The sequence below is a fragment of the Paraburkholderia acidisoli genome, from assembly GCF_009789675.1.
In the GTDB taxonomy this organism is placed as follows: domain Bacteria; phylum Pseudomonadota; class Gammaproteobacteria; order Burkholderiales; family Burkholderiaceae; genus Paraburkholderia; species Paraburkholderia acidisoli.
The window spans coordinates 1-24,687 of record NZ_CP046915.1 but is presented as its reverse complement, the minus strand read 5'-3'; the positions used below and the strand labels follow the sequence as shown (position 1 = coordinate 24,687).

At 65.4% G+C, this 24,687-nt stretch carries 20 protein-coding genes and 1 pseudogene; 5 read left to right on the top strand and 16 right to left on the bottom strand.

From position 1 onward, the window contains the following. The first annotated feature begins 33 nt into the window (after positions 1 to 33). The 3 genes and pseudogenes from FAZ98_RS22355 to FAZ98_RS35705 form a co-directional block, all read left to right on the top strand. Positions 34 to 558, top strand: a complete 525-nt coding sequence (locus FAZ98_RS22355; RefSeq protein ID WP_158954172.1) for a hypothetical protein — start codon at positions 34 to 36, stop codon at positions 556 to 558. A gap of 44 nt (positions 559 to 602) precedes the next feature. Beyond that, a complete protein-coding gene (locus FAZ98_RS36195; RefSeq protein WP_158954170.1) occupies positions 603 to 959 on the top strand; it encodes a DUF190 domain-containing protein in 357 nt (118 codons plus the stop codon). A 256-nt stretch (positions 960 to 1,215) separates the two neighbouring features. Then, positions 1,216 to 1,354, top strand: a pseudogene (locus FAZ98_RS35705) (IS3 family transposase); the annotation flags it as partial. 118 nt (positions 1,355 to 1,472) lie between these two features. Here the strand turns inward: FAZ98_RS35705 and FAZ98_RS22335 are convergent. Both FAZ98_RS22335 and FAZ98_RS22330 read right to left on the bottom strand, forming a co-directional pair. Continuing rightward, positions 1,473 to 2,162, bottom strand: a complete 690-nt coding sequence (locus FAZ98_RS22335) for an HD domain-containing protein (RefSeq protein ID WP_158954164.1) — start codon at positions 2,160 to 2,162, stop codon at positions 1,473 to 1,475. A gap of 194 nt (positions 2,163 to 2,356) precedes the next feature. Continuing rightward, entirely contained in the window at positions 2,357 to 2,803 is a 447-nt protein-coding gene (locus FAZ98_RS22330; RefSeq protein WP_158954162.1) for a hypothetical protein, read from the bottom strand. Between the two features lie 730 nt (positions 2,804 to 3,533). Between FAZ98_RS22330 and FAZ98_RS22325 the strand changes: the two genes are divergently transcribed. After that, positions 3,534 to 4,871 carry a reverse transcriptase family protein gene (locus FAZ98_RS22325; RefSeq protein ID WP_158954160.1) on the top strand — a complete coding sequence of 446 codons (1,338 nt, stop codon included), beginning with the start codon at positions 3,534 to 3,536 and terminating at the stop codon, positions 4,869 to 4,871. An 83-nt stretch (positions 4,872 to 4,954) separates the two neighbouring features. Here the strand turns inward: FAZ98_RS22325 and FAZ98_RS22320 are convergent, their stop codons facing one another. The 12 genes from FAZ98_RS22320 to FAZ98_RS22265 all read right to left on the bottom strand — a co-directional run bounded on the left by FAZ98_RS22320 (position 4,955) and on the right by FAZ98_RS22265 (position 19,695). Continuing rightward, the gene (locus tag FAZ98_RS22320) at positions 4,955 to 6,109 is read right to left on the bottom strand and encodes a type VI immunity family protein (RefSeq protein WP_158954158.1); all 1,155 of its coding nucleotides are present in this window, start codon (positions 6,107 to 6,109) and stop codon (positions 4,955 to 4,957) included. A 40-nt stretch (positions 6,110 to 6,149) separates the two neighbouring features. After that, positions 6,150 to 6,602 (bottom strand): GNAT family N-acetyltransferase, encoded by a 453-nt coding sequence (locus FAZ98_RS22315; RefSeq protein WP_158954156.1) that lies wholly within the window; start codon positions 6,600 to 6,602, stop codon positions 6,150 to 6,152. 38 nt (positions 6,603 to 6,640) lie between these two features. Continuing rightward, a complete protein-coding gene (locus tag FAZ98_RS22310) occupies positions 6,641 to 6,820 on the bottom strand; it encodes a hypothetical protein (protein WP_158954154.1) in 180 nt (59 codons plus the stop codon). A 173-nt stretch (positions 6,821 to 6,993) separates the two neighbouring features. After that, positions 6,994 to 9,492, bottom strand: coding sequence for a TonB-dependent receptor (locus FAZ98_RS22305; protein WP_158954152.1), 2,499 nt, complete (start codon positions 9,490 to 9,492; stop codon positions 6,994 to 6,996). A 134-nt stretch (positions 9,493 to 9,626) separates the two neighbouring features. Continuing rightward, complete coding sequence (locus FAZ98_RS22300) at positions 9,627 to 10,643, bottom strand: FecR domain-containing protein (protein ID WP_233272878.1); 1,017 nt, start codon at positions 10,641 to 10,643, stop codon at positions 9,627 to 9,629. Between the two features lie 28 nt (positions 10,644 to 10,671). Next, positions 10,672 to 11,181: a sigma-70 family RNA polymerase sigma factor gene (locus FAZ98_RS22295; protein WP_158954150.1), complete on the bottom strand. Its 510-nt coding sequence runs from the start codon at positions 11,179 to 11,181 to the stop codon at positions 10,672 to 10,674. Positions 11,182 to 11,363: 182 nt separating this feature from the next. After that, complete coding sequence (locus FAZ98_RS22290; protein ID WP_158954148.1) at positions 11,364 to 12,512, bottom strand: PepSY-associated TM helix domain-containing protein; 1,149 nt, start codon at positions 12,510 to 12,512, stop codon at positions 11,364 to 11,366. A 24-nt stretch (positions 12,513 to 12,536) separates the two neighbouring features. After that, positions 12,537 to 14,948, bottom strand: coding sequence for a TonB-dependent receptor (locus tag FAZ98_RS22285; RefSeq protein WP_158954146.1), 2,412 nt, complete (start codon positions 14,946 to 14,948; stop codon positions 12,537 to 12,539). A gap of 116 nt (positions 14,949 to 15,064) precedes the next feature. Further along, positions 15,065 to 15,994 carry a FecR domain-containing protein gene (locus FAZ98_RS22280; RefSeq protein ID WP_233272877.1) on the bottom strand — a complete coding sequence of 310 codons (930 nt, stop codon included), beginning with the start codon at positions 15,992 to 15,994 and terminating at the stop codon, positions 15,065 to 15,067. A gap of 53 nt (positions 15,995 to 16,047) precedes the next feature. Next, complete coding sequence (locus FAZ98_RS22275) at positions 16,048 to 16,548, bottom strand: sigma-70 family RNA polymerase sigma factor (RefSeq protein ID WP_158954142.1); 501 nt, start codon at positions 16,546 to 16,548, stop codon at positions 16,048 to 16,050. 141 nt (positions 16,549 to 16,689) lie between these two features. Further along, a complete protein-coding gene (locus FAZ98_RS36080; protein WP_158954140.1) occupies positions 16,690 to 18,192 on the bottom strand; it encodes a methyl-accepting chemotaxis protein in 1,503 nt (500 codons plus the stop codon). A 333-nt stretch (positions 18,193 to 18,525) separates the two neighbouring features. Then, positions 18,526 to 19,695: a porin gene (locus FAZ98_RS22265; RefSeq protein ID WP_158954138.1), complete on the bottom strand. Its 1,170-nt coding sequence runs from the start codon at positions 19,693 to 19,695 to the stop codon at positions 18,526 to 18,528. Positions 19,696 to 20,300: 605 nt separating this feature from the next. Here FAZ98_RS22265 and FAZ98_RS36075 point away from each other — a divergent pair. Next, positions 20,301 to 21,839, top strand: a complete 1,539-nt coding sequence (locus FAZ98_RS36075) for a methyl-accepting chemotaxis protein (RefSeq protein ID WP_158954136.1) — start codon at positions 20,301 to 20,303, stop codon at positions 21,837 to 21,839. Positions 21,840 to 21,893: 54 nt separating this feature from the next. Here FAZ98_RS36075 and FAZ98_RS22255 read toward each other — a convergent pair whose 3' ends face one another. Further along, entirely contained in the window at positions 21,894 to 22,943 is a 1,050-nt protein-coding gene (locus FAZ98_RS22255; protein WP_158956385.1) for an AI-2E family transporter, read from the bottom strand. A 136-nt stretch (positions 22,944 to 23,079) separates the two neighbouring features. Next, complete coding sequence (locus tag FAZ98_RS22250; protein ID WP_158954134.1) at positions 23,080 to 24,687, bottom strand: cation:proton antiporter; 1,608 nt, start codon at positions 24,685 to 24,687, stop codon at positions 23,080 to 23,082.

Sequence of the window (24,687 nt, the reverse complement as noted above, 5' to 3'; positions counted from 1 at the left end):
TCGGTACAGTTAAGAGCAACGGAGGCACAAAAGGTGGCGACGATATCACCGCTGTCAAAATCTACTAAGCTCGACGTAGTCCGTCGAGAGAAGTTACTTGCCTACTCTAAGGCGATGTTGTCGCCAATGCCACGCGACGAGGTGGATCGGACTGTTCTGTTCACCCGAATAGGGCTTCAGCGTTTGCGCAATGGCGAAAGGGTACGTGGACTCGTCGATCAGATTGCCGAAGTGGTCGTGTTTACCACGCTTGTTACCAAGGCTGGGTACGGAACGCTCACGCCTAGCTTCCTCAAGAGCGTGGAGGATCGGCTCATTGACGTGTTGTTCGATGCGGCCGCATCCGCGGAGTCAAACGTTGCTCCTTCGCTGCTCGAAGATGCGACTGTCGTCGTCAACGAATATGATCGACTGTTGCAAACTACGCGTCTCGAAGTTGTAGTTCAGGCATTTAACGGGCTCAAGCGCCGCGTCCATGTCCCCGGTACGTGCTCCTGTGAGCGGTGCCAGAAACAGCGAGCGTCCGCCAGAATTTCTTCGCGGACAGTCACTGCCTGAGTTTTGGGGATGGTGTCATCAATAGTCATCGGATTTTGAACAGAATGTCTCGGCTGATCTCGCTACGCATTTATTTCCGTCATTCCGAGCGCGCTCCAGTGGGCCTTCGGCGTAGTCTATGGCGCCTTCTCGTACGTCCGTCACTGGCCCAGCATTTGCTCCGTAAGGCTAGTGATGACGGTATCGGACAGGCAATACTCTATCGTGTAGAGGCAGGTTATCTGGGTGGGGAACGGTTGCGCTACGACCATATCGAACTTTCGCACGATAGTCTGCCATGCTGCATCGAGCTGATCGATCGCGAGAGCAGAGTCCGTGCGTTTTGGGGCGAAAATGTGAATGGGCTATACAACGTGCGCTCTGTCTTTCTGCACTGTGAGGGTCCCACGAAGGAAGGCTGAGCATGCCATTTTGATGGATGTCCTTATTTTGGACACGGCGTCACATTTGTCTTCGTAGCGCCCAGTCGCCGAGTAACAGAATTATTGCCTGAACCGCCCCGGATTTTGTGGAGGCTCCAACTCTTGAGAGAATGGAGCCATGAACAAGAAGGTAACCAGGTTTTCCCCGGAAGTCCGGGAGCGCGCGGTGCGTCTGGTGCGCGAGCAGCGTAGCGAGCATCCGTCAATGTGGGCGGCGGTCGAATCGATTGCGCCAATGGAACAGGCGCTTTACGCGCGACGCCCGGGCGACGGACGGAACCTTGATACACCATTCTGACAGAGGGTGCCAATACGTCAGCATTCGCTACAGCGAACGGCTGGCCGAAGCGGGCATCGAACCGTCGGTCGGCAGCTATGCCAACTATCGGTACACTACTAATTTAAATATAGATATATATTTAACGAAAAGGTATTCTAGATAAGTGGTTAGCCTATATCGGTATAAAAAAGAATTCCCTATGGACGCCATATTTACTCGCGCGGTAGCGCGTAGCGACGGATCAGCACGTCGAGGTTGGCATGCGCGAGCGGTTCCAGCGCGGCGAATTCGTTGGAGTGAAAGAGCGGCGCGTGCGCTCGCAAGCCCAGCAGCGCGCGATATCTTCCGTCGCGAAACGCTTCGGCCGGCGCGTCCGGATCCTGCGCCCACTCGCGCGCAATGTCGCGGTCATATTCGATCAACCGTTGCGCCGGTGCGGCGAGAATGGCGAGATCGGCGTCCAGAAAAAGCTGCGCCACGCGGCGCAGGCGCGGGTCGTTGGCCAATGACTCGGGCACGCGATGCTGCTTCGTCGCCAGAATGACGTTGGTGGCCAGCGAAACATGCGCGGCGTGCGCATGCCGCCACGCGGCCGGGCACTGCTCGCTCACGAGATGCACGAGCCACGCGGCGCTGCGCGCTTCGTTCTCCGCGTAGTCGGGCAGATGCGTTGCATAGACGGCGTCGTGGCCCCACACGGCGAGTTCGATGGCCGGCCACAACGGGTCCGTGCGGAACGGCGCGAGACTCGTCAGCAACTCGCCGATATGCACCAGCGTGTGGTAATGGCGTTGCGGCTCGCGGTACGCACGCGCGACGACTGGCCAGACGGCCGGCGTGCCGAAGCAGGCGTCGCATGACGTCTGAAGGGCAATGAGTTGTTCCGTCGATGGTTCGCGCATGCGGTGAGGCTAGCATCATTGGACGCGCGGCGCGGCGCGCCTACGCGAGCGACGCTTGCGCCCGTTCGATCGAACGCCAGGGCCGTTGCAGCCGTGTCACGCCCTTCCAACAAATTTCTTGCTTGGGTAATAATATAACATTACAGTGCAAGCTCTCAGGTTCTAGCGAACGCCCCTCGGAAAGGCTAGAACTCTTACGGGGCCGCTCTTGGGCGGCCTCTTTTTTCGTCCTCCGGGTCGCCCGCCGCGTCGTGGCCGGGCAGCGCGGGGTCGCGCCGGTTCCCGGCTGCGAGCCCGCCGCGCGAGAGGTGGGCGACGCTGAGCGCGTGAATCTGCTGGACGATAGGCTTCCGGTAGTCGAGAAACCAGCCGCGGTTCAAGTTGAAAAGTTGCACGAGGTCGGCTTCGAGTTGCGGAAACGGCAGATCGAGCGCCTCGATCGCGACCGCCCGGCAAGCCTCCACGAGACGCGCGCGTTCGAGCCAGTCGCACGCGGCGCCATTGGAGTCGAGCCACATTTGCGCCGACGCGATGAGCTGCCGCGCGCGCAACCACTCGCCCACGCGGGCAAATGCGAAGAGTTGCCCCACCACGAGGAACGTGAGCAGCTCGGCCTTCGCTTCGTCATCCAGCTTTGTCATTGCGCAACGTCCTGATAGAGGGTGCCGAAGGCGCGCGTTCGATCTTCCGCGCCTACGCGGGCTCGAATCGATCTGGGCAGAGCGCCTTTCCGTCTTCCTGATTTCCTGGCTATACTGTACATCCATACAGTACTTTTGTCAGGTCATGGAGCCGGTTTGGGAATACCAATGGGCCTTCTGGGACGAGCGGGCCGCTCGCTTCGCAACAACGCGCCAATGGCTGACGGACGAAGAAGTCCGGGCAGCGTGCTGCGCTGGCGGGGTGGGCGTGTATCGGCTCGAATACACAAGGCGGGAACGACGCGGTATCGGCACGATGAACGCGTGTGCCGTGGCGGTCGCGCAAACGGAGCGCGGGTGGGATCGTGTGCAAACGGTCGCGCGTGGTGTCGATCAGGAGGGGTGGGATGGGATCGAGTTGCCCGAATGGACCGAGTGGACCGAATACGCTGATCGTCGCGAGTCACACGCTTACGACGCGCAACGCTGACCCGGCCATCGTCAGATACCGCGCGGCGGGCGCGCTTGACATGCGCGACGCGCGGCGCTTATCGTCGGTGCGCGGGGCGGTGGGTCAAGCATGACCCGGGAGCACGCAGTGCGTTCCGGACGGCGGGGTTACCCCGCCGATGACTCGCAAGCCGTACTACATCGCCAGCGCCACGTTGCGCATGCGCGCAAGAACGCGCTAGCCAGACTGGCACGTTGACTCATCACCCCGCCTGCCATCATGCGACTCAACTTCCGGGACACGCTCGTCGCCGCCTGCGACGCCCTGCTCGCAGGTCCGCCCGAACTGGCGGGCATGGTCGCGCGACTCGTTTCGGTATTCGGTACCTACCGTGCGTGGATGGACGACGTTGCCCGCGAAGCCGCACATGGTTTCGCGCCGCGATGGGACGCGATCCCCGCCCACGAACTGGCGCGCTCGCTGGAGCAACTGCCCGTATTCGCCACGGTGTTCGGAAACGCCTCGCGGCCGGAAGTCGTGCGCATCGTACGGCGTGCGCCGGTCCAGCGGCCGTTGCCGCCCGGGCTCGAGCAGGTGAGTCTGCCGCGCCTGGCGACGCTGCGCGATCTCGCCGAGTGGCTCGAAGTGGCCGGCGGCGATCTGGCGTGGCTCGCCACGCGCTGGCGTGTCGAGCCGGGCGAGGCGGCATCGCCGCTGCATCATTATTCGTATCACGCGCGCGAGAAGCGCGATGGGCGCAATCGTCTGATCGAGCGTCCCAAGCCGCTCCTGCGTTTCGTGCAGCACAAGCTCCTGCACGATCTGCTGGATCGCGTGCCGCCGCACGACGCCGCGCACGGGTTTCGCCGCGGCCGCAGCATCGTGTCGTTCGCGGCGCCGCATGCGGACCAGCCGCTCGTGATCCGTCTCGATCTCGCCGACTTCTTCGCCTCGATCACGCAAGGCCGCGTTCACGCCGTGTTTCACGCGCTGGGTTATCCCGTGGCGGTTGCTCGCGCGCTCACCGCACTGTCGACCAATCGCGTGCCGAGCCGCATGTTGACCTCGGGCGCGTTGAAGGACAAGTTCGACTGGACCGAACAACGGCGTTTGCGCGCGCGGCATTTGCCGCAGGGCGCGTCGACGTCTCCGGCGCTCGCGAACCTGTGCGCGTGGCGGCTCGATACGCGTCTCGCCGCGCTCGCGCAGTCGCTCGACGCGAACTACACGCGTTATGCGGACGATCTGGCGTTTTCCGGCGCAGCGCGGTTCCAGCGCGTGGCGGACCGCTTGCCGCTTTGGGTCGCGGCCATCGCGCTCGAAGAGGGCTTCAGCGTGCAGCCGCGCAAGACGCGCGTCATGGCGCAGGGCGTGCGGCAGCAACTGGCGGGCGTGGTCGTGAACCGGCATCCGAATCTGGCGCGCGACCGGTTCGACGCGCTGAAGGCGCTGCTGACCAATTGCGTGCGGCACGGTCCCGCTTCGCAGAATCGCGACGGCCGCGCGGATTTTCGCGCGGCGCTCGCGGGCCACGTCGCGCACGCGGCCATGTTGAACCCGTCGCGCGGCGCCAAATTGCAGGGCATTTTCGATCGCATCGACTGGAGCCAGAGTTGATCGGCGATTCGGGCGCGGCGCGCTCGCATCCGGTCTGCAACAGACTTTGCCGACGACGAACGCGTGGTTCCACTCGCGGCAACTCAGGGTTGCGCAACGATGGCCGGCGGCTCGGGAATCGGCGGCGCGTCCGGCAGGTCGAAGCGCGCGGCCCACGAGCGCGGGTTCGTCCCGCTTGCCGCCGGTCCCTCGCCGCCTTCGGCGGGCAGGTCGCAGGCGTTGGGGTCGCGCAGCACGCGCAGGACGCGATTCACGAAAACGTAGGGTTCGGGCAAGCCTTCCTCGGGCGCGCCGAGTCGCGGCACGTCTCCCGCGCGAATCAAAAGACACGAGCCAACGCGCTCGATTAGTACGTCGGGGCGCTCGAGCGCGCGGCGCAAGGCCGTCTCGCCGCCCAGGCGCGCGACGAACAGATCGCCCAGCAGCGTGTACCAGTTCACCCCTTTGATGAAGCCCCATCGTCCGACTTTCGCGCCGGGATGGAGATGGTCGTAGACCGCCGTGAGGTCGTCGCGGGACTCGCCTTCGTATGAGACCGGATCGTAGCGTTCGCTCAAGGTGTGCGATCCGCTGTCGATTTCGAGGCCGCTGAAACGCTCGGCCAGCGCCCGTTCGTGAAGCGTATGAGGGTGATAGCGATAAGGGAGCGCTGGCGCGAAGCCGCCGTAGCCGCCGCGCACCACCAGGCGCTCGCAGACGAACCGCAAAAAGCCTTCGTATTGAGCCGTGCCCTCGGCCGTCTCGACGTGTTGCATCGGCAGGGTGAACTTCAGCCACGACAGCCCCGATTCCGCGCCGGCGGGCACCCGCAACCGCCCGGTCGGCGAGACGTAGTCCTGCGGCAACGCGAGCCCGGTCAGCGTCTGGATGCTGTACTGCGCCGCCGTGTCCTGATCGGTGGCGCTGGAGCGAATCACGCTGACCTGCCGGAACGACGGCGTACTGACGATCGCCCGGCGGATTCGCGTCACGCCCGCGGCCGTGCGCCGCGTGAACTTGCCGAGATCCTCGTCTTTGCCGCCCTTGAGGTGCGCGCCGAACAGCGCGTCGAAACGGTCGAAGCATTCGAGTATCGCCGCGCGCACCTGCGGCTGCGAGCCGCGTTCGAAATAGATCGTGCCGATCACGCCGGGCAGGACCGCCGGACGGCCGTCGGCGAGCCGCAGTGTCAATGCGTCTTCGTAGCGTGCGAGCGCCTCGCGCGGCGTCAAGACGGGTTTCGGTTCGAGCACGGTCATGTCGTTAGCGCGCGTAAGGGATCGCCGATACCTCGCCGCGTCAGTCGAGCGGCTTGGCCATGAACACGCGCTTCAGGCCGTGCGCTTCGGCGCGGTGCGTTTCCGCATAGCCGATGCGCGCATACCGCGCGAGATTCTCGGTCATGGTCTCGTGGGTGTAGAGCCGGATGACGCGGTAGCCCTGGGCTCGCGCCGCCTGCTCGGCATAGTGCAGCAGGCGGCGGCCGAGGCCGGTGCCTTGTGCGGCGGGCGCGACGGCCACGTTGTCCAGCAGCATGGCGTCGCGCTCCGGAATCAGCACGAGCACGCCCTGAATCGTGCCGTCGCGTTCGGCAACGTACACGCGGCCGTTGTCGATCAGCACGCCATAGTCGTCGAGCATCGGTCCCGGCGGCCGGCCCATGCGCGCGATATACGGCGAATAGGCGAGCCGAACGATCGTCTCGATCGCGTGCAGGTCGGCGGGAACGGCGAGGCGGGGATCGGCATGCATGGTCGGGCTCCCGGGCGTTCGATGGGCGGCATCGCGCGTCACGCGCCGTTGCGCCCCGACGCTCGCGTTTTCGTGCCGATACGCCACATCGCGGCACCCCAGAAGATACCGCCGATCATGAACATGCCGAGATAGCGAATCATCTGGGCCGCACTCACGCCATGATGTTGCAGCGCCTGGATGCCGGCGAACAGCACGGCGGTTCCGATCCCCCACATGAGAACGCCACGGATCAAGATAAACCGCCACATGCCTGTCTCCCGTCGAAGCCGAATTCAGCCGACGATTATGCGTCAGCCAATGTTTTCGCGTCGATTGCGTGCGCAACGAAATTAACGCGAGCGCCACGAGCGCCACGCCCATCGGCCGGAAAGCCGCCCCGAAAGCCGCCTCAGAAGTCGGCGGTCACCGAAAGCCACGCCATCAACGGCGCGGCGCCGATCACATAACCCGAAGGATTCGCTTCCCAATAGCGATGGTTGAGCGCGTTCGTTACCGTGCCGCGAAACACGAGCGGAATGCCGGCCGCCTTCGTCGCATAGCGCGCGCCGAGGTCGAGCCGCGTCCACGCGGGCACCGACTGCTGGTTCGCGGCGTCGACATAAGTGGTGCCGGTGTAGATCACGCGCGACATCAGCGTGAGACCGTTGAGATAGGGCACGTCCCATTCCGTGCCGAGCGTGACTTGCGTTTTGGGTACGCCGATGGCGAACTTGCCGTCGGTTGCGCCGCCCGCCGTGTGCGCCTGGCGCGCGTCGAAGAACGTGATGCCGCCCAGCAGCCGCACGCGCCGCGTGAGTTCGCCATACGTGGTCAGTTCGATACCGCGATTGCGCTGCTCGCCGTTCAGGCCGAACACGTGCGTGTTCGGGTCGGTGATGCCGTTCGGCACGTCGATCTGAAACGCGCTCACGCCAAAACCCACGCGCCCGAAGTCGAATTTCGTGCCCACTTCGTATTGCTTCGACTTGAACGGCGCGAAGACGTCGCCCGAGTTCACCGCGGTGGTGGGCGGCGTGGGGCCCGGCGTCAAGCCTTCCACGTAGTTCGCGTAGAACGAGAATTGCTGCACGGGGCGAATCACGAGCGCCACGGCGGGCGTGAACACGCTGTCGTTGTACTGGCGCGTGACCTGGCCCGTGGTGCTCGAATAGCTTTTGGAATCCACATGCTGTTCGCGCGCGCCCAGCGTCAGTTGCACGAGGTCGTCGTGCCAGGAGAGCGTGTCGGCGAGCGCGAGGCTCGTCATCGTCAGTTCGGTGGCCTTCGATTCCGGATACGACGAGGTCACCGCGGTCGACACGCGCACGGGCGAGTAGATGTTGCTCACGTAGTCGGCGTAAGCGGTTTGGCCGAGCTTGTAGGTCTGATTCAGCGCATTCGCGCTCAAGGTCACTTCGTGGTCGATGGGACCGGTCGAGAAGTGGCCGCGCACGCCCACTTCGCCCGTGACCGTGTCGTACTGGCCTTTCTGGAAAGCGTTGGAGCCGATCTTCACGTTGCCCGCGTCGTCGAGGATCGTGCCGCCGTTCGTTTCGCGCTTGTCGAAGTGGAACGTGTTGGCGCCGACCGCCGCGAACACCGTCACTTTCTTCGTCAGGTCGTACTCGCCGCGCACCATGCCCGTGGTGCTCTGCGATTGCGAGAAGTCGTAGGACTGGCTCAGGTTGGTGCGCGGGTTCGGCGCGGCGGGAACGGCGATGCCGGAGGTGATGCTGTAGCCGCGTTCCTGCGCCGTGGTGTGATCGTTCTGGTAGATGAAGTCGCCGGACACGCGGAAGCGGTCGCCGCGATAGTCGAGGCCGAGCGAGACGTCGCCGCTGCGCGTCGATTCGCCGTCGTAGGGCGTGTCGCCCCCGTCGAGCGAGGCGTTCAGGCGCACGCCGAATTGCTTGCGGTCGCCGTAGCGCCGCGCGATATCCGCGTGAGCACCGAAGACCGCGTCGGACGAGTAGTCGGTGGTCAGGCGCGTGAGCGGCTCGTCGCCCGCGCGCTTGGTCTCGATGTTGACGTTGCCGCCCACGCCGCCGCCCGGCGCCATGCCGTAGAGAAATGCGCCGGGGCCTTTCAGCACGTCGATGCGTTCCACCGAGTCGATACCGATGCGCCAGTTCGGCACGAGGCCATACAGCCCGTTCAGCGCCACGTCGCTGTTGGCCACGCGCAAGCCGCGTATCGTGAACGCGTCGTAGCGGTTGCTCGAGCCGATGGACGCGCGCACGGACGGATCGTTGGCGAACAGCACGTCGGCGACGCTGCGCGCCTGCTCGTCGGCAATTTTCTTTTCCGTATAGCTGGTCGTGCTGAACGGCGTATCCATGAGGTCTTTCGCGCCGAGCACGCCGAACTGGCCGCCGCTCGCGACCTGACCGCCCGCGTAGGCGGGCAGCGGCGCATCGGGATTGAACGCCTGTCCCTTGACCGCCAAAGTTGGCAGCACGCGTTCGCTTGCGGCGGTGCCGGCGGCGGGCGTGGGCTGGAGTATCCACGCGCCGTTGTTCAGTTGCACCGCGTCGAGGCCCGTGCCGGACAGCAACGCGCTCAAGGCGGCTGGCGGCGTGTAGCGGCCGTGAATGCCGTTCGTGGTCTTGCCCTGGGTCTGCTCGGGCGTGAAGGTGAGCAGCAGATTCGCCGAACTCGCGAGATCGCGCAGCGCGGCGGCGAGCGGGCCGGCCGGCACGTCGTAGGCGCGCTCGGCGGCGTCGCTCAGCGGTGCCGCACCGGGCGCCGCGCCGAACGCGTCCGGCAGCGCGGCGGCGAGCGCCAGGCCGATGACGGCCGCGGCCATCGCATGCACCTTCGGCCGGAGCGCGGTGCGCTCGATGCCGGGCGGAACGGCGGCAGTGGCGTTGTTATTGGAAGTATTCGGCTGGCGCCCGTCGCTCGACATGATTTCCCCATGATCTGGAAGTTAAAAACGAAGTCCTCATGGGATAGGTGCCGCGAGCGCGGCAATCGGGCAGACAAAAATCGACATTTTTTTCGGTGGACGCGAAAAGCGCCGCCGCCGCGCCCGCAGCGCGCTTACGAGCGGGCCGTGACGGTGACCCAGTAGCGCGTGCGCTGGCGCACCTGCACCGGCAGCACGGTGGGCAGCGTTTCGAGGATGCGGTCGGTGTCGTCGAGCGGAAACACGCCGGAGAAGCGCAGATCGGCCACTTGCGGATCGCAGCGCACGATGCCGGGCCGATAGCGCGCGAGTTCGTCGAGAAAGTCGCGCAGCCGCATTTCGTCGGCGACGAGCTGGCCGCGCGTCCACGCCGAGTCCTGTGGCGCGAGCGGCGCGACGCCCGCGACGGCGCGGCGCGTGAACGTGGTGCGTTCGCCCGCGTGCAGGACGTGCCGCAGCCCGGGCGCGTCGTCGGGCTGGATCTCGACGGCGCTTTCCAGCACGGCCACGGCGGTGTGATCGTCGTTTTGCCGCACGGTGAAGCGCGTGCCGAGCGCGCGAATCTGGCCTTCGCCGGTTTCGACGATGAACGGCCGCGCGTCGGGGGCGCCGTCGACCAGCGCATGGCCCGTGACGACCATCATTTCGCCGGCGATGAGCCGCACGACCCGGCGCCGCGCGTCGAAGCGCACGTCGATGGCGCTGCCGGTGTCGAGCAGGATGCGCGAGCCGTCGTTGAGCGCCACGGCGCGTTGCTCGCCCGTGGCCGTGTGATAGTCGGCAAGCTGGCTTTGCCAGGTGGCGGTGCGCGTGATCCAGGCGCCGCCCGCGCCGATCGCGCCGCCCCACAGCAGCACGCTCACCACGCGGCGGCGGCCCTTCGCCGCAAGCTCGCCATGCGAGGACAGCGACCGGTACGCAGCGTGCGTTTCCAGCACCTTCAGGCGGCCGCTGACCGCTTCCACGTGCCGCCACGCGCGCTCGTGGTCGGGGCTGGCGGCGCGCCACGCCTGCAGGCGGCGCAGGTCGTCGTCGGTGGCTTCGCCGGACATCAGCAGGGTGACCCACTCCGCGGCTTCGTCGGCCACGGTCTCGCTGATCGGCAGACCGCCCGCCATGGGCACGGAGGAAGAGGTGGCGAGACGTGGCATGAAGGCGCGGATCAGACGGGCGGAAGGGTCACGCGGCCAGCGCGAACAGGCAGTGGCGGTTGGCGCGGGTCAGGTATTGCTTGACCGAACTCATCGACACCTTCAGCCGCGCGGCGATTTCCGCGTAGCTCAGTTCTTCGAGATGGGCGAGCAGGAACGCTTCACGCACGTTCGGCGGCAGGCCGTCGAGCGCTTCGTCGACCTGCTTCAAGGCTTCCAGCGCGAGCGCGAGCACTTCGGGCGAGGGCGCGAGCGCCTCGGGCATGCCGGCCAGCATCTCGAGATAGCTGGTTTCGAGCAGTTGCCGCCGATGCCGATGCGCCATCAGGCGCCGCGCGATCGTGATGAGAAACGGCCGCGGCTGGCGGATTTCGTCGGCGTAACCACCCGTGATCACGCTCAGAAACGTGTCCTGGGCAAGATCGGCGGCGTCCCAGCGATTGTCGGCCCGCTTGCGCAGCCACCCGCACAGCCAGCGGTGATGCTCGCTGTAGAGCGCCTGCACGTCGTGCTGCAGGGGCATTTCGGTGGCGGACATGAAAAAGCGGACCTCTTGCCGGGCTGTCCGGACGATGTTGAAACTAAGTTGGAAATGAGAACTATTATCAATAATAAATAGAATGAAGGCGGGACGCAAGGGTCGCGCGAAGGGGGCGCCTGAGTCGGCCGCTAGCTGTTGCGGTGACGCATCGCCCTATCAGTCACCGGCATCCGGCGCGGTCAGCGGGCGGTCGGGTCGATCCTGCCGACCGCGCCGCTCCGCGTGCGGCGGCGCGCGATCCACAAATACGCCCCGGTGCCCAGCACGCCGAGGGTCATGAGATCCAGCGCCGCCCAGAGGATCTTCAGCGGCATGCCGCCGTAGTCGCCGAAATGCAGCGGGCGGGCCATCAGCAAAGCCGCCAGATACCACGGCAGCGGCGGGGTTGCCGTGAGCCGTCCCGATCTCGCATCGACGAGAACCGGCGTCGCGAGTTGCGAGGTCAAGGTCGTAGCGCCCCGGGTCCAGATCAGGTAGTGATACGGACTGCCGAGTTGCGCGTCGGGAAAGCGCAGGCTCCGCACGGTCTTGCCCGGCTCGGCGCGCAATGCCGTTTCATAGGCCGCTTGCACGGAGAAAAGCTGGGCCGGCATGGGCTGGTGTCGCCAGGGCGCGAGCAGCCGATCGAGCGCGGTTGCGCGCCAGACGTCGTAGAGCGGTGTCGACAACTGGTTGACGATGCCGGTGACGCCGACGGTGACGACCCAGGCGACCGTCACGATGCCCAGCAAGTTGTGCAGATCCAGCCAGCGGACGCGCCTCGAACGTTGCGCGCGTACCGTGCCGAATGCCAGCTTCTGCATGAAGGGCCCGTAAAGCACCACGCCGGACACGGTTGCGATCAGGAACAGCAATGCCATCGACGCGAGAAAGAATTCTCCCGCCAGACCCGCGAACCAGTCCGTGTGCAGCCTGAACAGGAGCCCGAGCCACATGGGCGAGGTATGTTCGCCGGAGCGCGCGGCCCGAACGACGCGCCCGCTACGCGCGTCGAAGCGTACGACATGATCGAGCGCGCGCGCGGCGCCGTACGAGGGCGCCAGTCCCATCCAGATCTGGCCGAGGTCGTCCTCGATGCTGAGCCAGCGCACCGTTTCACCGGGAAATGCGCCGTGTTTCCCCACGGCCGAAGCGACCAGCTGGTCCAGATCGACGAGCCGGGTATCGGCGGATAGCGGCGCCGCGCCCGGATCGCCGCGCCACTGCTCGCTGATTTCGTCGAGAAAAATCAGCGGCAATCCCGTCACGCATACGACGAGTAAAAACAGCGTGCAGAGCAGGCTGCTCCACTTGTGCACCCAAAGCCACCTGCGCATCGAACGCGCCATGTCAGACCCCGCAACCGGCAACGTTCACAGCGCGATGCTGACCGAACCGAGGAAGGTGCGCGGCCGGCTCTGCATGACGAAGCCCTGGCCACCCACCCAGTAGCTGCGATTCGTCAGGTTTTCCACGTTGAAACGAAACGCGGTCTGGTGTCCGGCGATCACGGTCGTGTAGCGCACGCCCGCGTCGAGGCGGACCCACGACGGAATCGATTGCTGGTTGCTGGCGTCGATATATTCGGAGCCGGTGTAGATCGCGCGGCCGCTGACGGTCCAGCCCGGGAGGAAGACCGGGTCCCATTCGGCGCCCAGATTCAACTGGAAATTGGCCGCACCCGTGACGCGCTTGCCGTCGTTCGTGCCGTTGGCCGTGTGGGTCTGGCGCGCGTCGATCAACGCCGCGCCGCCCAGCAGCCGCACGCCGCGCGCGATCTCGCCATAGGTGTTCAATTCGAGGCCGCGGGTGCGCTGCTCGCCGTTGACGGCGTACACGAGACCGTCGGCCTGCGCATTCGGTGTGCTGATCTGATAGGCGCTCAACGTCGCCATGAGGCTGCCGAAGTCGTATTTGGCGCCCACTTCGTACTGCTTCGAGACGAACGGCGCGAAGCTTTGCCCGGCGTTGCTGTAACCCGTGGGTGCCTGGCCGCCCTGCTGCAGGCCTTCGATGTAATTGGCGTAGAGCGACAGGTCCTCCGTCGCGCGCACGTTCAAGCCGACCGCTGGCGTGAGCGCGCTCTTGTCGTAGCTCGAAGTCGGCACGCCCGCGGTCGAATAGTTCTTCGCGCTGACGCCTTGTTGACGCAGGCCGAGCGTGACTTGCAAGCGGTCGTGCAGAACGGACATCGTGTCGGCGAACGCGATGCCATACAGCTCGGTTTCCGTCGTGCGCGGCACGTTGTCCGCATCGGCGAGACCGGCAATGCCTGGCTGGGCGATGAACACCGGGCGGTACAGGTTCGTGTAGGTCGTCTCCAGCGTCGTGGCGACGATGCCGTTGTTCTCGCGCAAGCCCGAAAGCGCCAGCGACCAGTTGTGCTTCACCGGGCCGGTCTGAAGCGTGCCGCGCACGCCCGTTTCGCCGGAAATGGTATTGCGATACAGCGGCCAGTACACCTGGTTCTGGCCGATATCGCCGTTACCGTTCAGAAGAAACGAGTTCGCGAACAACTGCTCTTCGCGAAACTGCGAGCCGCCGATCGCCGCGTAGGCCGTGATGCCGGGCGTGATGTCGACTTCGCCGCGCGCGGTCGCGAACGTCGTCCGCGTGTTGTCGTAGGACCATGCGTTCTGCCAGTTCAGTTTCGGGTCGCTGGGCGGCGCCGGAATCTTGAACGTACTGCTGAACATATACAGCGTGCGTGCCGGCGAATCGTTGTCGTTCTCGCGGTAGCCGAAATTCGTCGAGAGACGCACGTGATCGTCGGGGCTGCGCCAGTCCATCGAGAGCGTTGCCGTGCCGACCTTGCGCGATTGATGGTCCGCTTCCGTATCGCCGTCGCGATAGGCGCCGTTGAACCGGATGCCGAATTGCTTCTGGGCGCCGAAGCGTTGCCCGACGTCGACACTGCCGCCGAACTGTCCGCCGATGTAACCGAACGACAACTGGGCCACGCGGTCCCCGGTGGCCTTTTTCGGCACCTGATTGATATACGCGCCAACGCCGCCGATCGGCCCGAGTCCGTTGAGCAACGCGTTCGCGCCCATCAGCACTTCGATCCGTTCCAGCGACTCGATCCCCGGCGTGCCGATGCCGTACAGCCCGTCATAGGCGATGTCGAGCTGCGAGACCTTGTTGCCGCGAATGAAGAAGTCGGTGGAGCCGTCGTTGTCCGGATAGAGGATGCGTACCGACGGATTGTTCGCGAGCACGTCGGAGACCGAATACGCCTGCTGATCCTGGATCAGCTGACGCGTGTAGCTCACGGTGTTGAACGGGGTGTCCATGACGTCGCGGTTGCCGAGCATGCCGACGCGGCCGCCGGTCGCGACCTGACCGCCCGCATAGGGCACGGGCAGTCCGTTCAGGTCGCGGGCGGCCCGTGCGTTGACCGTCACGGCGGGCAACACCGCGTCGGCGGCGGCCGTGGGCGCGGCCACGGGCGAGGTTCGCAGGACGTAGCCGCCGCGGGTGCCGTCCGACACCGCGTCGAGTCCGCTACCCGAGAGAATCGTCGAGAAACCGGCCTCGACCGCGTAGTCACCGTGCAGGCCGGGGCTGGCGCGCCCGGCTGTGAGCTTGCTGTCGACGGAGAGCAGCAGGTTCGACTCGCTCGCGTAGCGATTGAGCACCTGATCGAGCGTGCCCGCCGGAATGTCGTAATGGCGAACGGCGGCCGCGAGCGGCGCGGCGTGCACCGCGGCGGGCGTTATCGCCACGACGCTCGCGAGTGCGAGGCAGTACGGCCAGGTGTGCGGCAGGGTGTAACGGTGGCTCATTCCCGGATTTCCTTTTTCATTCTCGTGGTTCGGAGTGCTTTGCCGGTTTCCCGTACGAGAAAGAAAAAGTGCTACCCGGATTCGAAAATAATGTGCGCGATGGCGGCGACTGCGGTTCAGCGCGGCCCGACCGTCACCCAGTAGCGCGTGGCATGGCGAACGCCGACGGGCAGGGCGCGTTCGAGCGAAGCCAGCGCGCGGTCGGTGTCGTCGAGTGGAAAGACGCCGGAGACGCGCAAGTTCGCGACGGACGGCTCGGCGTGCAGGAAGCCTGGACGATATCGCCCGAGTTCGGCCACGAAGGCGTCGAGGCGCATCTGCTCGACGATCAGCAGCCCGCGTGTCCAGCTTGCCGAATTGACTTCCACGCGCGACGGCGGGTTCACGCGGTCGGCGGCAAAGGCGGTTTGCTCGCCCGCCGCGAGGCGCAGGCCGGCCGCCGAATGCAAAGGCTTGACCGCGACGGCGCCCTCGTAGACCGCGACATAGGAGAGTGCCTCGGCCTGTCTGACCGAGAAGCGCGTCCCGAGCGCCTGAACCGAGCCCTGCGCGGTTTCGACGAGAAACGGGCGGTAGCGGGCGGCGCTTTCGTGCGCCGTCGCGACGTAGATCTCGCCGGCGCGCAGCAGGACGCGGCGTTCTTGCGGGCTGAACCGTATGTCGATCGCGCTCGCGGTATTCATCATGAGGCGCGTGCCGTCGGCGAGCACCAGTTGACGTTGCTCGCCGGTCGCGGTGCGGTAGTCCGCCGTCCAGCTTCGCCATGGCAGTGCATCGCGCCCCGCCCAGGCCAGTGCGCCAGTGCTGCCGGCCAGCATCAGCGAGCGCAGCACCGTTCGCCGGCGCGCCCGCTGGCGCGCGCCGCGCAAGGTCGGTGCGGCGAGCGCCGCGGGCACGGCGCCGAGCCGCGCGTCGAGCGACTGCAGGCGCTGCCAGGCCGCTTCGTGCGCGGGGCTGGCATGCCGCCATCGCTCGCACGCCTCGCGCTCGGCGCGGCTGACCTCGCCCGACCAGAGGATCACGAGCCATTGCAGCGCTTCGCGCACCACGGCGTCGTCGTCGAGTCGCGGCGATCCCGCTGCCGGGTTCAGGCGGCGGCTCATGCCGCCAGCGTGGCGAAGCAGGCGAGCGCCGCCCGCAGCATGTACTTGCGCACGCTCGCGACCGAGACCTTCAACCGAACGGCGATCTCGGAGTAGGTCAGCCCGTCGAAGCGGGAGAGCAGAAAGGCTTCGCGTACCCTGGCCGGGAGCGAGGCGAGCACCGCGTCGATTTCGACGAGTGTCTCGATGGCGATCGCCTGTTGCTCCGTCGAAGGCCATCGGTCCTCCGGCATCAGCGCGAGCGAATCGCGAAAAGCGGCCTCGATCTGCCGGTGCCGATAAAGATCGACGACCAGGCCTTTGGCGATCTGCATGAGCCAGGCACGCGATTCGTCGGGCTGCGGAAATCGCCGCGACGCGATGAGCCGCACATAAGTGTCGTGGGCGAGGTCCGCCGCCTCGAACGAGCAACCGAGCTTGCGTTTGAGCCAGCCGTGGAGCCACGCATGGTGATTCGCGTAAAGCGAATGGACGGAATCGGACCCTGAATCAGACATAGTCACGCTCGGCGTTGACTGACGAGGTCTGAAGTGTAAATGAGAATAAATCTTGTTTCCAGCGAAGCCGCAGAGGCAAGCGGCGACCCCGCACGAAGGGCATTTCACCGGCGCGCCCGCTTCTCGCGGCGCCCGCTTCCCTCACCGCATCAGCGTGAACGCCTCGACTTCCGCCTGAAGCTTGCGCGCCTGGTCGTCGAGCGACTGCGCCGCCGCGCTCGCCTGCTCCACGAGCGCCGCATTCTGCTGCGTGACTTCGTCCATCTGGGTGACGGCCTGGCCGACCTGGTCGATGCCTTTGCTCTGCTCGTCGGAGGCGGCCGAGATTTCGCCCATGATGTCGGTGACACGCTGGATGCTGCCGACCACTTCGTCCATCGTGCGGCCCGCCTGATCGACGAGCGCCGAGCCCTGATCGATCCGCGTCATGGAGTCTTCGATGAGCGTCTTGATCTCGCGCGCCGCCGTGGCCGAGCGCTGCGCCAGCGCGCGCACTTCGCCCGCGACGACGGCGAAGCCGCGGCCGTGCTCGCCCGCGCGCGCGGATTCAACCGCCGCGTTCAGCGCGAGGATATTGGTCTGAAAGGCAATGCCGTCGATCACGCCGATGATGTCCGCGATGCGGGCCGAGCTGCGGTTGATCTCGCCCATCGTCGTGACGACTTCCGCCACCACGGCGCCGCCGCGCGCGGCCACGCCGGTCGAGGTTTGCGCGAGCGCGTTGGCCTGGCGCGCGTTCTCGGCGTTCTGCCGCACCGTGCCCGTGAGTTCTTCCATGCTGGCCGCGGTCTGTTGCAGCGAAGCGGCCTGTTCCTCGGTCCGGCTCGACAGGTCGATATTACCCGCCGCGATCTGCTTCGACGCGGTGCCCACGGTTTGCGCGGAATCGCGCACCGTGGTCATGACTTCGGCGATGCGGGCGATCAGGCGATTGAATGCCTGCGCGGTCTGGCCGATCTCGTCGTTGCCCGCGTCGGGCGCGCGCAGGGTGAGGTCGAGCGAATCGCTCGCGCGTTCCAGCGTGCCCTGAATGCCGGCCAGCGCGCGGACGATCGAGCGCGAGAGCACGCCGATCCACGCGACCACCACGAGCATGGCGAGCAGCAGCGCGGCGATCACGACGACCATCGCGTTTTCGCTCGTGCGATTGGCGCGCTGCACCGCCGCCTCGCCGCGCCGGCCCGCCTCGCCGATGATCGTTTCGATCGCCGCGCGCAGCGGTTCGAAGTGCGAGTGATAGAGATCGGTCACGCGCGCGTTCGCCGTTTTCGGGTCCTGCGCCGCGAGATCCATCAACTGGCGCGATTGCTGGTCGTACGCGGCCCATTGCTCGCGCACCGACTTGAGGCGTTCCTGCTGCTCGGCCGAGTTGAAGAGCGGCTCGATCGTGTGCGACCACGTGTCGATATTGCGTTCGGCGGCGTCGAACACGTTGCGCGTGTCGTTCGACGCGGGATCGAGTTCGATGGTCGAGAGCGCGCTGGCCTTGATCTCGGTGAGTCCGCGCACCTGGGTTTCGCGCTGGTGCGCGTCCGCCTGCGTCTCGCCGACGCTATGAAAGCCCCAGCCGGTGACGGCGATACCGCCGCCGATCGCGATGAGCGTCGCCAGCATCAGCAGGCGCAGTTTGAGTTTGATCGTCATGATGATGCGCAGAAGCGGGAAGCGGGAAGCGGGCGGGCCGAAGCGAGGGCGTGAGAGGGAGGCTCTCCGGATATCGGCACGGTTGGGCGGGATCTTGAGCGGGCGCGTGGCATTCGCCGCGCGTTTCGCCATCGGCATGACAAGGCGGCGCGCAAAAGAAAACGTCCCTGCGCGCCTTCGCGGCGGCACAGGGACGTGCGTGCTTCGTACCCGACCCGCACGGGCCGGTTACGGATCGTTCAGGCTTCGCGTTGAACCGGCCTGGCGGCGGTCCTGGAAGGGGTCCTGGAAGCGGCCTTAAAAACGATCCTGGAAGCGGTCTTAGAAGCGGTCTTAAAAGCGGTGACGCAGGCCGAGGTTGACCATCGTTTGCGAATTCGTGCCGTTGTAGCCATACGAACCAATGGAAGCTTGTGCGCTGACGGCGCCGCCGGTGCCGTTACCCGTTTCGCCGCTCGCGTGCTGATATGCGGCCGTGAGGTACAGGTCGGTGCGCTTCGAGAGGTTGTAGTCGCCGCCGATCGACACCTGGTGGTAGGTTGCCGAGGTGTTGCCGTTCGAGTGCGTGTAGCTGTAGCCGAGGCCGACCAGCAGCGCGGGCGTGGCCTGGTAGTTCAGGAAGCCCTGACCCGTGTTGTACTTCTCGGTGCCCGAGAACGTCGAGCCCGCGTCCGAAGCGTATTGCGCGTTGCTGTAGCCGAGACCGAAGATGAACTGGCCGAGCGTGTATTGCGCGGCGAGGCGTGCGATCTGCAGCGAATGCGCCGAGGCGTAGCCGGTGTTGACGGCGCTGTCGAACGTGCCGTCCGAGGTGCTCGCCCAGCCGGTCAGCGCGCGGTTGCCCGTGCTGTTGGCCGCGTAGAAGTAGCCGCCTGCCACCGCGAGCGGGCCGTTGTTGTACGAGACCGCCGCCGAGTAGGATTGCTCCGCGCCCGTCGAACCCGCCACGCCGCCGAACGAATACATGGCTTCGCCCTGCAGGCCGCGGAACACCGGCGTGGTGTACTTGATCGCGTTGTTCACGCGGAAGCTGTTGTCGTAGTTGTCGACGTCGCCGGCCGTGGCGAACACCGAGCCGAAGTAGTTGTCTTCGGTAATGCCTTGCACGAGGTCGATCAGCGGGTCGTACTGGCGGCCGAGCGTGACCGTGCCCAGCTGGCTGCTCGCGAGACCCACGAACGCCTGACGGCCGAACAGGCGGCTGCTTTGGCCAAGCGCGCCGGTGGACGGGTTGAAGCCGTTTTCGAGCTGGAAGATGGCGCTCAGTCCGCCGCCGAGATCTTCCGAGCCTTTCAGGCCCCAGCGCGAGCCGGACAGATTGCCGGCGCTGCTGTTACCCAGTGCCCAGAGATTCTGGCCAGCGGAAGCGTGACTGACGTACGTGATCGAGGTGTCGATCGTGCCGTAGAGCGTGACGCTCGATTGCGCGTGAGCGACGCCGGTCATGCCGAAAACCGCGCCGAACGCGGCAACGGCGGAAAGGGGAAGGGCGCGTAGTTTCATCTGCTAACTCCGTTTTTTTGTAAAAACCGCTTTTAATGAGCACGAAGGCTATCTCGCTCTTTTCACTCGCGCAATGATTTAAAAAAACAATGCGCGAATTTCGTGGCTTCGAGATCACACGGCTGAAATAAGGCGTAAAAATCGACAGGAAATCGATTTGATGAGACGCAAAAAAACCTCCCTTGTGTAAGGGAGGTGAAGTAATGCTTGCGTGAGAAAACACCTGTAAAAAACAGGCCTCGGCATTCTACAGCGCGAAAAAATGGCGATTACCTCCATTTTTCACAATAGCTATGTTCTGCGAGTGAATTAATCGGTTTCTTTGTCTTACCTATTCTTGCCCATTACGACGATGTCATAAAAGACACGCATAAGGTTCACCGTGAATTCGTTTTGAGAATGACAACCGCGCGGAATCTTTTCGTGTGAGGTATCCGGATACCCAGGGGCAAGCATCACCGAAAAAGCGTTACGGAGGACCGCGGAAGCCCGGCGTGCGTCGTATTAGTACAAACCCTAAAGAAAAGCGCTGTTTTGCCGTTAGCCAACGTAGATGTGGTTTCCTTTTCACGGTAGCAAGCTTTCTCGCAGGCAGGCAAAAGAACATGTTGAACGGCTTTACGATCAAGGCGAAGGTTGGTGTGTCGATGCTCGTCCTTGGCGCGCTGATGGTGATGATCGGCGCATTCGGTTTGTATGGCATGGCGTCGAGCAACAGCGACTTCGGCGATACGCACAACAACAAGATGCCGGGCATGCTCGCGGCCTCGCTCGCCAACCTGAACGTGGCGCGCGAGCGTCTCAACTACGACCGCGCGGTGATGCAGATCGGCACACCGGCCGTGGACACGGCGATCGAAAAGGCCAAGGTGTTTCGCGCCGCGGCCGCCAGGCAGTTGAAGGCGTATGAAGACCTGCCCGATGCGCCGGGCGAGGCGGAATTCGACCGCGCGGTGCATCAGGCCTACGACGCGCATCAGCAGTTGCTCGACCAGGGCTGGGCCGCGGTCAAGGCCGGCGATGCTCCTACCGCGCAGCGTATTGCGGGCGAACTGGCCAATCGCTTCAACGCCTACGCGAAAGCCAACGAGGCCCTGTTCGCGTTCCAGCAGAACAGCACCGACCAGGCGTATGCGGACGCGACCGCACGCTACGAGCGCATCAAGACGATCAGCCTCGTTGCGATCCTCGTGGGGATCGCGCTCGCGGGTTACGCATGGTCGATGCTGCGCCGGGCGATCGGCGTGCCGCTGTCCATCGCGCTCGAGCATTTCCAGGCGATCTCCGCGGGCGATTTGACGCGTACGGTGCACGTGCATTCGCGCGATGAAATGGGCCAGTTGCTCGACGGTTTCTCGGCGATGAAGTCCGCGCTGACCGAAACGGTGCGCTCCGTGCGCACGGGCAGCGCCGCCATCGTGCAGGCGACCAGCGAAATCGCCGCGGGCAATCTCGATCTTTCCTCGCGCACCGAAGAACAGGCGTCTGCCTTGCAGGAAACCGCCGCGAGCATGGAGCAGCTCACGAGCACCGTGAAGCAGAACGCGGAGAACGCGAAGCAGGCCAACGTGCTGGCCGCGAACGCGTCCGATACCGCCTCGCGCGGTGCGAACGTGGTCGAGCAAGTGGTCGCGACAATGAGCGACATCAACGAAAGCTCGACGAAGATCGCGGACATCATCGCGATCATCGAAGGCATTGCGTTTCAGACCAATATTCTCGCGCTGAATGCGGCAGTGGAAGCTGCGCGCGCGGGCGAGCAGGGCCGCGGCTTCGCGGTGGTGGCGAGCGAGGTGCGCTCGCTGGCGCAGCGTTCGTCGAGTGCGGCGAAGGAGATCAAGGAGCTGATCGACACTTCGGTGGCGCGCGTGCAGTCGGGCACGGCGCTGGTGGGCGACGCCGGTCAGACCATGGGCGAAATCATCGCGGCGATCAAGCGCGTGACCGACATCATGGGCGAGATCGCGGCGGCTTCGCAGGAGCAGAGCAACGGTATCGATCAGGTGGCGGTGGCCGTGGGGCAGATGGACGAAGCCACGCAGCGCAACGCGGCGCTGGTCGAGCAGTCGGCGGCGGCGGCCCAGTCGCTCGAAGATCAGGCCGGCAAGCTGCGCGAAACCGTGGCCGTGTTCCGGCTGGCCTGAGCGCGTTGTGGTCACCGGGCGCGCGAGACGTTCACGCGCGCCCGGCGTATTGCGTCAGGCTTCCTCGTCGCGCGCGTAGAGGTCCCATGAGGCCATGAACAGCGCGGCGATCAACGGGCCGATCACGAAGCCGTTGATGCCGAAGATCGCCATGCCGCCGAGCGTGGAGATCAGCACGCACCAGTCGGGCATGCCCACGTCCTTGCCCACGAGAATAGGCCGCAGCAGATTGTCGATCAGCCCGATCACCACGGCGCAGAACAGCACCAGAATCACGCCTTTCCAGATCGCGCCGATGGCGAAGAAGTAGATGGCCGCCGGCACCCAGACGATCGACGCGCCAATGGCCGGCAGCAGCGAGAGAAACGCCATCAGCACGCCCCACAGCAGCGCGCCCTGAATCCCCAGCACCATGAAGATCAAGCCGCCCAGGAAGCCCTGCACGGCGGCCACGGCGATATTGCCTTTGACGGTCGCGCGCACGACGGTGCTGAACTTGGCGATCAGGTGCTCCTTGGGCTCCGCTTCGAGCGGCAGCGCGCGCCGGATGCGCCGGCTGATTTCCGCGCCGTCGCGCAGCAGGAAGAACACGAGATAGAGCATCACGCCGAAGCTCACCACGAAGTCGAACGTGTTCTGCCCGATGCTCAGGGCCTTCGCGGCCACGAACTGGCTGATGGTGGCGGCGCCGTCGGTGAGCCGCTTCTGGATCCCGGCGATGTCGTTCAGGCCGAACTTCGCGAGGCTGTCCTGCATCCAGACCGGCAGCATCTGAATGCCGTGCTGCAAGTATTCGGTGGCGTGCGGCTGGAATGCCTGCAGGCGCGTATAGGCGGTCGCCACTTCCTGAACCATCGTCGCGGCCACCATGGCGAGCGGCAGGATGACGATCAGAATCGTACCGAGCAACGTGATCAGGGTGGCCATGTTGCGGCGCTTGCCGAGCCTCACGGCCAGATAGCGCTGCATCGGCTGAAAGACGATCGCGAGTATGGTTCCCCAGAACACGGCGCCGAAGAAAGGCAGCAGGATCCAGCAGAGCGCGATCGTCACGACGGCGAGCAGGATGTGGAAAAACGTTTTGCGTGTCGAGTCGGCGGTCATGTTGTGCGTGGCGGTACGGACCACGGTAGCGTTGTTGTTGTGCGGATGGCGCGGAGCGCCCTGCGCAAATGCCGTTCCCGGTGGCGTTGCCGCCACGGAGGCGGCACAGGTCAGGCCTTCGAATCAGGCCGTCGAATTATGGCTCCTGCAAACGCAGCAGCCGTAGCTCCTCGAGATCGAGTTCCGATTCGATGCGATGGAGCACCGCGTCGTCGACCTTGCCTTCGCGATGCAACCCGAGCAGCGTCTGGCGCGACACGCCCACTAGTTCCAGTTCCACACGCAGGAAGCGCGTGCGTTCCTCGACGTGTTCCGCGCCCGCAGCGTATGCCTTCTCGTTGGCGGCCACGCGGATGCCGTATTCCGCGCGCAGGCGCTCCAGCATGGCGGGCGCGATGGGCTCCGCGCGCTTGCCGATGGCGTCCAGCGCCGCGAGCGAGGCGCCGAAGGTGCGGGCGCGCGTCTCGTGCTCGGACATCGTGTGACGCGCGGCGGGGCGCAATTTCAGCAGACGGATCAGCATCGCGAGACTGCCGCCTTGCACGACGAGCGTGGCGATGATCAGCAGGAACGTGCTGAAGACGATCAGGTCGCGGCCCGGAAAAGCGTCGGGTAATGCGAGCGCGGCCGCGAGGCTCACGACGCCGCGCATGCCCGCCCATCCCATGACCGCCGCCTCGGCGAACGACCATGCCCGGCCGCCGCCCCGATTGCCGCCCCGGTTGCCGGCGCGTTGGGCGCGCAAGCGGCCCGGCAGCCAGATCGCCGCGAACACCCACACGAGACGCGCGAGAATCGCGGCGGCGGTTGCCGGCAACGCGACGCGCAAGCCCGCCATCAGCACCGTGCTTTCGTGATTCACGCGCGCGAGCAGGCTGTGCAGCGCGAGTCCGATCAGCACGAACACGAGCGCTTCGAGCATGAAGACGACGGCTTCCCACGTGGCCTTGGCCTTGATGCGCATGTCGGCGCTGAAGACGCGATGCTGGCGAATCCCGAGCACGAGGCCGCAGGTCACGACCGAGAGTACGCCCGAGCCGCCCGCGGCTTCGGCCAGCCCATAGCTTGCCCACGCCATCGCGAAGCTCAGGACGATGCCGAGCATCGGGTCGGCAAGGCGCTGGAGCACCCAGCACATCGCGTGGCCGCATGCGAGACCCACCGCGACGCCGATCAGGATGAGCGCGAAGAACAGGCCCGTGCCGCTCGCCACCGTAATGGTGGTCGCGGCCAGCGCTGCGGAAACGGCCATCTGGTAGAGCAGCAGACCCGAGGCGTCGTTGACGAGGCTTTCGCCTTCCAGCACGGCGACGAGTCGCGCGGGCAGCGGATTGCGTTGCAGGATCGCCTTCGCGGCCACGGCGTCGGGCGGCGAGACGATCGCGCCCAGCGTGAAGCACGCGGCCCACGGCAGCGCGGGGTTGAACGCATGCACGGCGCAGGCCACGGCCAGCGTCGTGAACGTCACCGCGCCGAGCACGAGCGAGACGATGGTGCCCAGTTCGCCGCGAAACTCCTTCCATGCCGTGTAGAACGCGCTCGACATCAGGAGCGGCGGCATCACGGCCGCGAGCAGCAGGTCGGGGTCCATGTCGGGCACGCGCTTGCCGACGATCGCGACGACGCAGCCGCCGAACAGCAGCACGACCGCCGGGGGAATGGCAATGCGTTCCGCAAGCCAGGTGAGTGCGCCTGCGCCGCAGATCAGGAGCAGCAGGTAGTGGAAAAGTTCGACGTTGCTCAT